Origin of the sequence: Novosphingobium decolorationis, assembly GCF_018417475.1 — a bacterium.
GTDB lineage: Bacteria > Pseudomonadota > Alphaproteobacteria > Sphingomonadales > Sphingomonadaceae > Novosphingobium > Novosphingobium decolorationis.
Map to the genome: position 1 here is coordinate 1,092,445 of NZ_CP054856.1, position 13,069 is coordinate 1,105,513.

Annotated in this window: 11 protein-coding genes; 10 read left to right on the forward strand and 1 reads right to left on the reverse strand. The window is 64.5% G+C overall.

The window, feature by feature from the left end; all coding sequences use genetic code 11:
- Positions 1-225: 225 nt before the first annotated feature.
- The 7 genes from HT578_RS04955 (at position 226) to HT578_RS04985 (ending at position 8,525) form a co-directional block, all read left to right on the forward strand.
- On the forward strand, positions 226-1,893 hold the full coding sequence (locus HT578_RS04955; protein ID WP_213502402.1) for a hypothetical protein: 1,668 nt from the start codon (positions 226-228) through the stop codon (positions 1,891-1,893).
- A gap of 145 nt (positions 1,894-2,038) precedes the next feature.
- Positions 2,039-2,860: a glucose-1-phosphate cytidylyltransferase gene (gene rfbF / locus HT578_RS04960; protein WP_213502403.1), complete on the forward strand. Its 822-nt coding sequence runs from the start codon at positions 2,039-2,041 to the stop codon at positions 2,858-2,860.
- Positions 2,853-4,010 carry a CDP-glucose 4,6-dehydratase gene (gene rfbG, locus HT578_RS04965; protein WP_213502404.1) on the forward strand — a complete coding sequence of 386 codons (1,158 nt, stop codon included), beginning with the start codon at positions 2,853-2,855 and terminating at the stop codon, positions 4,008-4,010. The genes rfbF and rfbG overlap by 8 nt, the downstream gene beginning before the upstream one ends.
- Positions 4,001-5,221: a DegT/DnrJ/EryC1/StrS family aminotransferase gene (locus tag HT578_RS04970; RefSeq protein ID WP_213502405.1), complete on the forward strand. Its 1,221-nt coding sequence runs from the start codon at positions 4,001-4,003 to the stop codon at positions 5,219-5,221. The genes rfbG and HT578_RS04970 overlap by 10 nt, the downstream gene beginning before the upstream one ends.
- Positions 5,214-6,473, forward strand: coding sequence for a class I SAM-dependent methyltransferase (locus tag HT578_RS04975; RefSeq protein WP_239026487.1), 1,260 nt, complete (start codon positions 5,214-5,216; stop codon positions 6,471-6,473). The genes HT578_RS04970 and HT578_RS04975 overlap by 8 nt, the downstream gene beginning before the upstream one ends.
- A 25-nt stretch (positions 6,474-6,498) precedes the next feature.
- On the forward strand, positions 6,499-7,515 hold the full coding sequence (locus HT578_RS04980; protein WP_213502406.1) for an NAD-dependent epimerase/dehydratase family protein: 1,017 nt from the start codon (positions 6,499-6,501) through the stop codon (positions 7,513-7,515).
- A complete protein-coding gene (locus HT578_RS04985) occupies positions 7,512-8,525 on the forward strand; it encodes a glycosyltransferase family 2 protein (protein ID WP_239026488.1) in 1,014 nt (337 codons plus the stop codon). Before HT578_RS04980 ends, HT578_RS04985 begins: the two co-directional genes overlap by 4 nt.
- On the opposite strand, the gene HT578_RS04990 is transcribed toward HT578_RS04985, so the two are convergent.
- Positions 8,470-8,901 (reverse strand): GtrA family protein, encoded by a 432-nt coding sequence (locus tag HT578_RS04990; protein WP_213502407.1) that lies wholly within the window; start codon positions 8,899-8,901, stop codon positions 8,470-8,472. The two genes, HT578_RS04985 and HT578_RS04990, sit on opposite strands and share 56 nt — an antisense overlap.
- Before the next feature lie 432 nt (positions 8,902-9,333).
- Here HT578_RS04990 and HT578_RS04995 point away from each other — a divergent pair, with 432 nt between their 5' ends.
- The 3 genes from HT578_RS04995 (at position 9,334) to HT578_RS05005 (ending at position 13,016) form a co-directional block, all read left to right on the forward strand.
- Positions 9,334-10,467, forward strand: coding sequence for an acyltransferase family protein (locus HT578_RS04995; protein ID WP_213502408.1), 1,134 nt, complete (start codon positions 9,334-9,336; stop codon positions 10,465-10,467).
- Positions 10,468-10,642: 175 nt separating this feature from the next.
- Entirely contained in the window at positions 10,643-11,473 is an 831-nt protein-coding gene (locus tag HT578_RS05000; RefSeq protein WP_213502409.1) for a sulfotransferase family protein, read from the forward strand.
- Positions 11,474-11,801: 328 nt separating this feature from the next.
- Positions 11,802-13,016 (forward strand): polysaccharide pyruvyl transferase family protein, encoded by a 1,215-nt coding sequence (locus HT578_RS05005; protein WP_213502410.1) that lies wholly within the window; start codon positions 11,802-11,804, stop codon positions 13,014-13,016.
- Positions 13,017-13,069: the final 53 nt, after the last annotated feature.

Sequence of the window (13,069 nt, forward strand, 5' to 3'; positions counted from 1 at the left end):
GTATCAGATCGTGCCCCCCGGAAATCTGGGAATACGGTCTACCCCTTTTGGCCCGGCCTGCAGCCCTTGGGAGGGCCGCGCCCCCGCTTCGAGCCCGCCCGACGCTCTCCCGTTCCCCTTCGTGGGAGGCGCGACCCGGAATGGGTACGCCCGAATCGTGCTCGCCTCGCGGCCTGCCGATCCGTCAGATTTCACAGGATCAACAGCGGGAAATGCAGGCCACAGATGCAACGTGTCGAAATCGCCGAGGACTGGATGGAGCTTCGCCCCGAATACGCCGAGGCCGTGCATGTGCGCCCGCGGCCAAAGCCTCTTGCCCGTCTCGAACTGGTAGGGCTCGGGGTTCTCGGGATCGTATTCCTGGGGCTTGCGGGACGGCTCATGTCCACCCCGCTCAGCCGGGACGAAAACCTGTTCCTCACGGTCGCCCGGCTGGGTGGGACGCAGGACATCTATCTTGACCTTGGCTACAACCACCTGCCCATCCTGCCCTGGCTGCTGGGCGGCCTTTACGACCTTGTCGGAACCGAACATTTCCTCCTCGTCGCGCGCCTTCTGGTGTTGGCCGGATGGGCCGCGGCACTTGGCGCGATCTGGCTGATCTGCCGCCGGACCGAAGCGGGGTTCCTTGCTTTCTTCACCGCCGCGTGCCTGCTGATGGGCAACGTCCTGCTGCTGGGCGGGGCGGGGATGCTGGCCACCAACAACCTGCTCCCGCTCGCCCCTGCGTTGCTGGCTTTCTACGCGCTGCTGCACGGGATCGGATCCACCCGCCCCGCGCCGCTCGCCTACTTTGCCGCAGGTGTCCTGGTCTCCTGCGCCATCGGTCTCAAGGCCAACTACATCTTTCTGGCCCCGTTCTTTGCGCTTGCGACCCTGTTCGCGCCGACCTCGCGCGGGTTCGCGCTGCGACTTCTGGCCGGGACCCTTCCGCTGGCGGCAGGCGGCCTGCTCGCAGGGCTACCCGTCCTGATGTACGTCCTGTTCGATACGCAGAGCTTCTTTGCCCACACCCTGCGCTATTTCACCGAGTTACAGCCGGCCTATTGGGCCGCTTCCAGCGAGCCCAAGGTGGACACACTGGCCGCCAGGATACTGCTCGCCGAGAGCATCTGGCTTGCGAATGCAACGCTGCTCAGCCTCGTAGGGATCGTGGCGCTCGCGCTCATCCCGGCCATGCGCACGAACATGCGTGAGAGCCTACGGCTTGTCCGGGGCTGGAGCGTTGTCCTGGCGCTGGGCCTTGCCGCGACAGGCTTCGTGGTGGCCTTCGTCCCCTCGCCTTCTTTCCCGCAGTATTTCGTACCCCCGATCCCGTTCCTGATTCTGGCTGTTGTCCTGCTGCGCGCCCGCACGGCAACGCCCGACCTTCCGGGAGCCCAAGCGGTGCTTGGGGCCGTGGCGCTCCTCGCCCTTGTCGGATGTGCATCGCGGATCGGGCCCGGGCTTGTCCAGCTGGCCCGCCCCCAACAGTGGGAGACGATCAGCCTGCACCGCGACATGCGCGCCCTGGCGCGCGAGGCGGGCTTTTCCGGCGGTGAACGGGTCGCAACGCTCACCCCGGCCCTTGCGCTCGCGGGGAACTTCGCCGTGCCCCCCGAATTCGCGGCGGGCCAGTTCGTGTACCGCGTTGCGCCCTACATCCCTGAAGGTGACCGGCGCTACTACACCACGACCTCCGCCGCCGGGCTGGCCGCCTTCCTCGACGCCGCCCCGCCGCCCGCGATCCTGATCAGTGGCGAGGAAAAGCTGGAAGAGCCCTTCAAGGCCTATGCGCTGTCCCACGGCTACACCGGCTTTCGGCGCCGCCACAAGGGACGGACCATCGAACTGTACCGCCGCCCGGATGCGACGCCTGTCCTGCCCCCGGCGGGCGGGCCCTCCACCCTTTGAGTGTCCACCTGGCTAAACCCGCCTAACCCCGATGCCCATTTCGCCGCATCCCGCTCAAGCCTTACCCTTCCTGCATGTCCCGAAGCGAGACCTTCAGGAGCGCTTCCCAACCGCTGATCCCACACACTGATCGGAGCCTTGGAACATGAAAGTCGTGTTGCTCGCAGGGGGCCTGGGCTCCCGCCTTGCCGAAGAGACGGTCCGCGTCCCCAAGCCCATGGTGGAGGTCGCCGGACGGCCGATCATGCTCCACGTCATGGATATCTATGACCACTGGGGGCACAACGACTTCATCGTCGCGTGCGGCTACAAGGCCATGGCGATCAAGAGCTTCTTCCAGGACCTGCACCTGATGTCGAACGACTTCACGGTGGGGATCGGCAATGGCGAGATGGCGCTGCGCCCGACCAGCAAGATCGACTGGCGCGTCTCGGTCGTCGACACCGGGCTCGCCACGATGACCGGCGGGCGCCTGCGCCGCCTGCGCTCCTGGCTCGACGATGAAACCTTCATGGTCACGTATGCCGATGGCGTGGGCAACGTCGACATCGGCGCGCTTCTCGACTTTCATCGTTCACACGGCAAGCTTGCGACGGTGACCGCGGTGCGCCCGCCCGCCCGCTTCGGCAACCTCGAGATCGAGGATGGCCAGGTGGTCGAATTCACCGAGAAGGTGCGCAAGTACGAAACCTGGATCAACGGCGGTTTCTTCATCTTCGAGCCGGGTGTTCTCGACTACCTCGAGGGCGACGAGGAACCGCTCGAGCAGGCCCCGCTCACCCGCCTTGCCCACGACGGCGAACTTATGGCCTACCAGCACAAGGGCTTCTGGCATCCCATGGACACCGTGCGCGACCGCGACACGCTCGATGCCCTCGCCACTCAGGCCCTGCCGCCCTGGATGGATTTCGAGAACGGGCAGGCCGTGCTGACCACCGATGCGCCGACGAAGCTCATCAATGTCTGAAGTCTACCCTTCTCTCGGGCAGACGCTGGCCGACACGTATCGCGGCAAGCGGGTGCTGGTAACAGGGCACACCGGCTTCAAGGGGGCCTGGCTCACCCTGTGGCTGAAGGCGCTCGGCGCCGAAGTCACGGGCATTGCCCTTCCCACCGATCCCGACGGCCCCGATTTCGGCCGCAGCGTGGGGATTTCCGAGCTCATCGACCACCGCATCGCCGACATCCGCGACGAGCGCGCCTTTGCAGAGACGTGCGCGGGGCTTGCTCCGGACATCGTGTTCCACCTTGCAGCCCAGGCGCTGGTGCGCCCCTCCTACGCCGCGCCGGTCGAGACGTTCGCCACCAATGTCACCGGCACGGCCGTGGTTCTCGATGCGGTACGCCGTATGCCCAGCGCCCGCGCGGTCGTCGTGGTGACTAGCGACAAATGCTATGACAATCGCGAATGGCACTGGGCCTATCGCGAGACCGACCCTCTGGGCGGAGCCGATCCCTACAGCGCATCCAAAGGCTGCACCGAGCTGGTCGCAGAGGCCTTTCGCCGCTCGTTCTTCAGTGCCCCCGAGGGGTGCCAGATCGCCACCGCGCGCGCGGGCAACGTCATTGGCGGCGGCGATGCCTCGCTCGACCGACTGCTTCCGGACATCGTGCGCGCAACTCTGGCCGGCCAGCCGGTCACGATCCGCAATCCGGCCAGCGTGCGCCCCTGGCAGCATGTACTCGAACCCCTGGGAGGTTATCTCCTCCTTGGCGCACGCCTCATGGGCGAGGACGGCCAGCGCTATGCGCAGGGCTGGAACTTCGGGCCGAGTGCCGACGACTTCCTCGACGTCGAAGCCATTACGCAGCACGTCATCGCAGCCTGGGGCGAAGGGGCCCCGCGTATCCTGTTCGGCAAACGGCCAGATGATCCGCACGAGGCGGGTATGCTCACGCTCGACAGCAGCAAGGCGCGCGCCGTGCTCGGCTGGACACCGCGTCTCTCCACCGGGGAGGCCGTGCGCATGAGCGTGGAATGGTACCGCGAGGCCTGTGCCCACGCCGCCGACATGCGCGCCTTCAGCGCCGCGCAGATCGCCCGCTACAGCGAACACCCGACATCCCTCACCCCGCGTCAACCATCCATCGAAAGGGCGGCAGCAGCATGCGCGTAAACTACGGCCAGACAGTCCACGGCGAGGAGGAAATCGCCGCCGTGCTCGAGGTGCTGCGCACCTCTACCCAGATGGGCCTCAAGGTCCGCGAGATGCAGGAGAAGGTCGCCGCGCTCTTCGCGAAAGACCATGGGATCATGGTCAACTCCGGGTCCTCGGCAAACTACCTCGCGGTCGAACTGCTCGACCTGCCCAAGGGGAGCGAGGTCATTACCCCGGTGCTGACTTTCGCAACGACGGTCGCCCCGCTCGTGCGCGCAGGGCTCGTGCCCAGCTTCGTCGATGCCGCGCCTGGCACCTACAACATCGATGTCGACAAGATCGAGGCGATGATCACGCCGCGCACCAGGGCGATGATGATCCCCTCGCTGATCGGCAACCTGCCCGACTGGGACCGTATCTGGGAGATCGCCCAGGCCCATGGCCTCATGGTGATCGAGGACAGCGCCGACACGCTGGGCGCCACCTTGCATGGCACCAGCACGGGCACGCGCTCGCACATCTCGACGACCAGCTTCTATGGCAGCCACGTCATCAACGCGGCGGGGAACGGGGGCATGCTCTGCGTGTCCGATCCGGATCTGGCGCGGCGGGGTCTGCTGCTGCGTTCGTGGGGGCGGACAAGTTCGCTCTACGTCGATTCCGAAAGCATCGACAAGCGCTTCAACGTCGAGCTCGATGGCTTCAGCTACGATGCCAAGTTCCTGTTCGAGGAGCTGGGTTTCAACGTCGAGCCGTCGGAAATCGGCGCGGCCTTCGGTCTGGTCCAGCTGGGCAAGCTGGAACACAACATCGCCGCGCGCGAACACAACTTCCAGCGCCAGTACGACTTCTTCAAGGCCTATGAGGACTGGTTCGAACTGCCCCGCCAGATGCCCGGCTCGCGCACCGGCTGGCTGGCCTTCCCGCTTACCATTCGCGAGGATGCCCCCTTCACCCGGCGCGAGCTTCAGACGTGGCTGGAGGGGTGTGACATCCAGACCCGACCGGTCTTTACCGGCAACATCCTGCGCCAGCCGGCCATGAAGTCGGTCACCGTGGCGCGCGATCCCGCAGGCTATCCAGTCGCCGACGATGTGATGCGCGGCGGCATCCTGCTTGCCTGCCACCACGGTCTTACGGACGCGCATATCGACTACATGCACGCCCGTTTCGAGGATTTCAGCAACGCGCTCGCCGACCAGCGCAGCCGGGAGGTTTCGAATGCCTGAGAACACGACCATGCCGCCGCTCGCCACCAACGCCACGCTCACCGCCTGCCGGGCCTGCAAGGCGCCTTCGCCCTACCTCTTCCTGCCGCTGGGCGACCATGCGCCAGCACAGATGCTGATCCGTCCCGAGGACCTCGATCGCCCCCAGCCCGCGTTCCCGCTCAACACCCAGGTGTGCCTTGAATGTGGCCTGATCGAGATCGCCGACCAGATCCCGGCCGATTTCTTCCGCCACTACCTCTACGTCCCCTCGGGCGCCGCGCGGATGCACACGCATTTCCACGATTTCGCGGAGGTCCTTGCCGGGATCGCGGGCGAGGAGCTGATCGTGGACATCGGCAGCAACGACGGGCTGCTACTCGCCGCCTGCAACACGCTGGGCTGCACGACACTGGGTTTCGATCCGGCCGAGAACATCGCCGAACTTGCCGCCCAGCGCGGGGTCGAGACCTTCCTTGCCTACTTCACGCCCGAGACGGCCGCGCAGGTCCGTGACGCGCGCGGGCCGGCCAAGGTGATCGTCACCACCAACACTTTCAATCACATCGGTGACCTGCACACCTTCATGGAAGCGATCTGCATTCTCCTGGCTCCCAACGGCACGTTCGTGATCGAGGTACCGCGCGCCAAGGAGTACATCGAGCACACCGAATTCGACAACATCTACCACGAACACGTCTCCGAGTTCAGCCTGCTCTCGATTGCCAAGCTCGCCGCGAACTTCGACCTGGAAGTCACCGACGCGCTTTCGCTTCCTGACATCCACGGCGGCTCGATGCGCGTCTTTCTCACCCGCAAGGAAGCGCCCCGCGCGCCCAGTGACCGGGTGGGAGCGATGCTCGCCGAGGAAATGGGTTCGGGGATGCTCGAACAAAGTACCTACGACGAGCTCGCCTCGCGGGTCGAGGAGATGGGCCGGGAAACCCGTGCCATGCTCGATGACCTGAAGGCGCAAGGGCTCAAGATCGCGGGATACGGCGCCTCGGCGCGCGGCAACACGCTGATCACGCACTTCGGCATCGATACGCGGTATCTCGATTTCCTCGTCGATCGCAACCCGCTCAAGCACGGGCTCTACTCCCCCAACACGCGCATTCCGATCAAGCCGGTGAGCGCAATCGAGGAAAAGGCACCCGACGTCCTGTTCGTCCTGGCCTGGAATTTCTTCGACGAGATCTACGAGCAGCAGGAGGCCTTCCGCGCGCGCGGCGGCAAGTTCCTGGTCCCCCTGCCCTCGCCGCAGATCGTCTGACTGACGCCCACCTCAGGAGGATTGCGTGCTTCCCAGTGTCTCATTCGTGACAGGTGCCGCCGGCTTCGTCGGCGCGCACCTGGTGCGGAGCCTCCTTGAACGCGGGGCGCAGGTCCACGCTCTCGTGCGGCCCTCGACCCGGCTCGAACGGCTGGCACCCGTGCTGGACCGGATCACGCTGCACAGGATCGACCTGAGCGACCGCACCGCCCTCGAGGCCTGCCTCAAGGAGGTTTCGCCCACCCACGTCTATCATCTTGCCGCGGATACACGGCCTCGGGCGGCATCCCCCATCGAGGCGGTCGACTCCGCGATACACTCCAGCCTCACGACCACGCTGCCCCTTGTAGAGGCCCTCGCCGGCCTGCCCGTCCCGCCCCGGATCGTTGTCCGCGCGGGAACGTTGGCCGAATATGGCCCGACAGACGTGCCCAGCCGTGAAGACGGCCCCGTCCGCCCGGCCACGCCCTATGGCGCGGGCATGCTCGCTTTGACCGCCGCCCTCGACGTGCTGGCTGCCAGCCTGCCCTTCCCCGTCGTCACGGCCCGGCTCGCCTTGTGCTACGGCCCAAGCCAATCACGCGCATTTCTCCTTGCCGAGGCGATCGACGCCTTCCTCGACGAGCGCCCGATTACCCTGAGCGCACCAGACGACCGCCGCGATCTGATGCACGTCGAGGATGCCGTTGCGGGCCTGATGCGGATCGCCGACATCGTGCCCGCCAACTGCCCTGTCATCAATATCGGATCGGGCCATGCCCCGCGCATGGCCGACGTGCTCGAGACGTTGCGCGCCCTGATCGGCGCCCCCGCGGACTTCGTGCGACTGGACAGTGGAGCCTCGCGACGTCCTGTGACGGAACTTCGCACCTGCCCGGAACTTGCCTGGCATCGTCTTGGCTGGCGCTGTGCGATCGGGCTGGAGGAAGGCCTTGTGCAAACCATCGCATCCGAGCGCCGCGCACGCGCCGCACGCCTCGCCCAGAACCATCTTGCCCAGAACCATCTTGCCAAGGCCCATCTAGCCGAGACCTGGTCGTGACCGGCCCTGGCATCACCGGGTCCACCTGCACGCCCCGGACGCTGGTCTCGGTCCTGGTTCCGGCCTACAACGAGGAAGGTAACGTCGTTCGCTGCTACGAAACCATCGTCAAGGTCTTCCGCCAGCTGCCCGACTATGACTACGAGATCATCGTCACCGACAACCACTCGACCGACCGGACCTTCCCGCTGCTGGAAGAACTGGCAGCAAAGGATCCCGCGCTCAAGGTGATCCGCTTCTCGCGCAACTACGGCTACCAGCGCTCACTGCTGACGGCCTATCAGGCGGCCAGCGGGGCCTGCGCGATCCAGCTCGACTGCGATCTGCAGGACCCGCCCGAACTGATCCCCAAGATGCTGCAACTCTGGCGCATCGGGCACCAGGTCGTCTACGGTATCCGGCGCACCTTGCAGGACGGGTTCGTGATCGCCTCGCTGCGGCGCCTCTACTACCGCTTCGTGTCGTTCATCAGCGAGGACGAACTCCCCGTCAACGTGGGCGAATTCCGCCTCGTCGACCGGCGCATCCTGGTTGAACTCCAGAAGGTCACCGATGCCTCGCCCTACTTGCGCGGGCTCATCAGCGCGATGGGCTTTTCCCAGGTCGGGCTCGAGTACGACCGCATGGGCCGCACCGAGGGGGAGAGCAAGTTCCCTCTCAAGTCGATGCTCTCGCTCGCGGTCGATGGGGTGCTCAACCATTCGCTGCTGCCGCTGCGCCTGGCCTCGATTGCAGGGCTGGTGATCGGCCTGCTCAGCCTCCTCTTGACCTTCGTCTACCTGGTCGGGCGGCTCATCTTCGGCCAGTCCTGGCCGGACGGCTTTGCCACCACCACGATCCTCCTCCTGATGTCGATCGCGATCAACGCGATCTTCATGGGGATCCTGGGCGAATACGTGGGCCGCCTGTTCCTGCAGGCCAAGACCGAGATCAAGCCGATCGTCGAGAGCCAGCTCAACTTTCCGCAGGTCGTCTCGCTTGTGAAGAACGGAAAACAAGGCAGCGAGTGAGAACGAACAGGCAGGCGGCATAGGCCAGGACGGCCAGTCCCTGCACCAGCGGACTGCCCACATGACCCAGCGCCCGCCCCGCGGCCACGACCCCCAGATTGACGCCATAGGACGCCGCAAAGGCGAGTGCATAGGCCCGCAGAGCCTGGCGGCTCATCGCCTCCCGGCGTCGATAGGTAAGCCTGTGGTGCAGCGCATAGGAGATCGGAAAGCCCAACGCGAAGCCCAGAACGTTGGCGCCATAGTCACCGACGCCCGCAAGGAGCCAGGCCAGAATCAGGCCATAGCCGATCGCCGTATTGGCAAGCCCGACAAGACCGAAGCGCAGAGCCAGCACGAGTTCGGAGCGCAGGGCCGCCCCCCTCAGCCGGGTCACCCCTGCACCTGCCACGCCGCACAAGGGAGGCTCCTCGGGCTCGGACCACTAGCGGAAGAGTAAAGCCGGACAGGGGTTGCCACGAAGACACTCCTTTCAGGGGCCAGGGGGACATGTGCGTGGACATGCACGCGGACAGGCGCGCCAACCTTGACGCACGACCTCCACGCTGCCCTTGCGCCCTCGCCGGAACAAGGGCGCAAAGGGGGTGGTCCATGGCCTTTCAGGGGCTCCCCGAAGTCACCCCGTCCATGCCTTTTCGCTCCATCTTTCGAGGCACATCGCGGCAATTCAGGGCAATTGACCCGGGCCGCCTTCCCCGCGACGCTCGGCCTGCGTCCCCGCGGTATCCGGCATCGGCAAGTCCCCGCTCTTGCCATCTGCCCTCGACCATCTTGGGAGCCAGAACAGGATCACCAGGCCCTTTCGCCCATGCTCGACCGGCTCGACACCCTCGCCCCGACGGCTCCCGACCGCCTTGCCCCGCGCACGGCTCAGAACGCGGCCGCGCCCGAGCGCCCGCACGTTCAGGAGCGGACCTTCAACACCACCGTCCATGCCCTTCGCGGCGTGGCCGCGTTCATGGTCTTCCTCGCCCATATGCTCGGCGGCGTGGGCGAGCACGTCTACGCCAACGTTCCGGCCTATCTTGGCCTGACGTACGCGCCCTGGAACTTCGGACGCTGGGGCGTGTGGTTGTTCTTCGTGATCAGCGGCTTCGTCATTCTACCCAGTGTCATGCGTTATTCCCCGCGCGAGTTCGCCCTGCGCCGCCTGCTGCGGCTCTACCCGCTGTTCCTCGCCTTCTCGCTCGTGTTCATTTGCGCGAACGCCCTCACCAACGCCTATCCCGCGCTCAACGACTGGCGCTCGATCGTGCCTGCGCTGCTGATGATCAACCTGCTTACCCACACCGAGCAATTGACGCCCAACGCGTGGAGCCTGAGCTACGAAGTCGTCTTCTACACGCTTTGCTGCCTCATCGTGCACACCGGCGTTCGCACCGGGAACAAGAGCCTCACGCTGGCCCTCGCGGCCATTTCGCTGGTGTTCCTGTGGCGCTATCCCGCCATGGCGTTCTTCCTCGGTGGGATCGCGGTACGCCTGCTCCACGAACGCCAGGTCTGGCCGCCGCTGCGCCTGCGCCCCTGGCTCGAGATCCTGGCCTTCGCCGCATGCCTTATCCTGGCCTCGGTGCGGCACTATACCTTCGGGCACGGCGATCTCTCGGACCCGCGTACCTATGCCGTTTTTCTTGCCACGGTCGCCTACTTCTACCTGGCGATCAGCCCGAACAGCCTGACCTCACGCCTTCTGGCAAACCGCTTCTCATCCTATCTCGGCACGGTCAGCTACAGCCTCTACATCTGCCATCCCTACACCTATTACGGGCTGCGCACGGTATTCGTGAAAGCTGGCCTGTTCACATCGGACTGGCTCGTCTCGATCGCACTCTTCCTCGCCTGCACGATCCCGCTGACGCTGCTGCTGACCGAAGGTGTCTACCGCGCGCTGGAGCGCTACCCCTACCGGCGCTTCTTCCACGAGCGCATCTTCCACAAGTGAGGCCTGGCACTGACCGGAAGAGCCACAAGGCCACCTCCGACATGCCCCTTTTTACGCAGCGCTCAACCTAAGAGGTAATTGCGAGGCTACACGCCCAACTTGTACCTAAGTCGCACCGACAACCGTTCACGTTGCCGGCCGTGGCAGTGCATCAACCAGAAGGCCTTGTCCGCCCATGCAGTTCAATGACATCGACTTCGTCATCATTGGAGCCGCCAAATCGGCGACCACCTGGCTCCAGAAGCAACTGCAGTCCGATCCGGGTGTCCATATGCCGGACCCGGAACTTCATTACTTCTCGCGGGAATACGCGCGCGGTCAGGACTGGTACCTCTCCCAGTTCGACACGGACCCGGCGGGCCGGACCGTTGGCGAAAAGTCCAACTCGTACCTCTATTCTCCCGAGGCAGCGGCCCGTCTGCATCGCCACCTTCCGCACGTGAAGCTGGTTGCCCAACTGCGCAATCCGGTCGAACGCGCCTACTCGGGCTACTGCATGCTGTTCCGGCGCGGAGAGGTCGGCTCGGACATCACGTCCTACCTCGATCCTGCGACCAGCGAGAACATGCAACTCCTGGGTTCGGGGAACTTCGCCGCGCACCTGAAGCCCTATATCGAGCTCTTCGGTGAGGAGCGGCTTCTGGTCCTGTTCTTCGAAGGCGTCATGAGCGATCCCGACGCGCAGATGGCCCTTGTTCGCTCCCACCTGGGCTTGCCATCACGCGCTCTCGCCCGCGATGGCGGAGGGAAGGTCAAGGACAAGACGGCCCCGCTCGTCCCGCCCATCCTGCGAAGGCGCCTTGCCTGGATGAAGCCCCTCGCCCGGCCCTTGCGCGGCACGTCCGCCTTCGAATCCCTGCGGGGTCTGATTGCCCGCAAGGTCCAGTACCCGCCACTGACAGAGGATCTGCGCAAGCGCCTCAACGACTATTACAGTCCCTCGATCGAGGCCCTGGAGCGGATCAGCGGCCAATCCCTTCGCCACTGGTATGGCCCCACGGCATGAGGTGGGCATGCGAATGTCTACGCTGAGGGGCTCGGCATCCCCCTCCACGTGTGGGTCGCCCGGTCCTTCGCGCTCGGGCCCCGCGCCTATCGGCATATGCGATGTCGATAACGTGCTAATCCCCTTTATGCAGATGTACCCCGGCGCACGCCCTGATATCGCAGACCCTGCGAAGGCTCCCGCCAAGACGGCACGATACATGTGCAGACACATATTCATGACACGCTGTGATCGAAACATCTTCCCGGGAAACGAATGGCAGGACCGCCAAGGCCGCCCCCTACTCCGGGATCACTGAATGCGGACACAGCGGGAGAGGGCAACAGCGATGAGAAAATTCGTGATCACCGGCATACAAATGCGAAACAAGGGCTCCCAGGCCATGTTTCTCTCGCTGTATTACACCCTTCGCTCCCTCTATCCCGACTGCGAGGTCGTGGGGTTTGCCAACAAGTATGATCACCCGGAACAATACACCTTCAACATGCTGCCCTACGACGACTACACCCGCCGTGTATTCAAGTATCACCTCAATAAGATCCTGCCCCTGGAATCGCTCCTGACCTATTCGGTCGGCCTCTGGAAAAAGAGCGACAAGTGGAACGGCAAGGTCCCCGCCATGGAAAAGGCGCTGCGCGAAGCTGACGCCATCTTCGATGCCAGCGGCTACACGCTCGGCTCCGGCTGGAGCAAACAGGCCGGAGAACTGCTGCTCCAGACGATCCGGATAGCCCGGTCCTATAACAAGAAGATCATCCTGATGCCGCAAAGCTTCGGCCCCTTCGACTGGGCCGATGAGGACAATTCCGAGTTCCTAGCCCGGATCAAGGACGAACTGGAATACTGCCTCAAGATCTACGCGCGCGAAAAGGAGGGGTACGACTGCCTCACATCGCTTGGCCTCACGAACGTCGCCTTGTCGCAGGATATGGTCATCCGCGAAAAGATCTTCCCGACAGCAAATGACATCCATACGTCCCTGGCAGCCAAACCGTTCGATCTCCCCCCTGAAGATTCCGTCGGCTTCATCATCAACCAGAACGTCTTCCGGATCGGCGATCCAGACGCCGTCCTCGATCTCTATGCGAAGATCCTCGACCGGCTCATCGATAACGGAGAGAATGTCTACATCATCAACACGTCCACCGCCGACACAAACCTTGTGAACAGTGTGCTCGGCAAGGTCTGCAAGCCCGAGCACATAAAGATCATAAGCGGAGAACACTCGAGCCCGACCCTGATCGAGATCATCAGCCGGTTCAAATACGTCGTTGCATCGCGCTACCACTCGGTGGTGTTTGCCTACAGGAGCGGGGTTCCGGCCGTAATCCTGGGCTGGGCCAGCAAGTACACCGACCTCGCCGAGCACTTCGAGCAGCAGGACTACGTCGTTGACATCCGGGACCCCGACACCGGCCGGATATTCCAGCAGATCGACCGCATGAGCGCGGAACACGCAAACGAATCCATACGCATCAAAGGCGCACTGGAGAGTATACAGACCTCCTCCGTCGTTCGCGAAGCGGTCAGCATTCTGGCCTAGCTGCGCATGGCCCCGCGATGGCGATGGCGATGGCAACGCCAGCCTGACAGCCT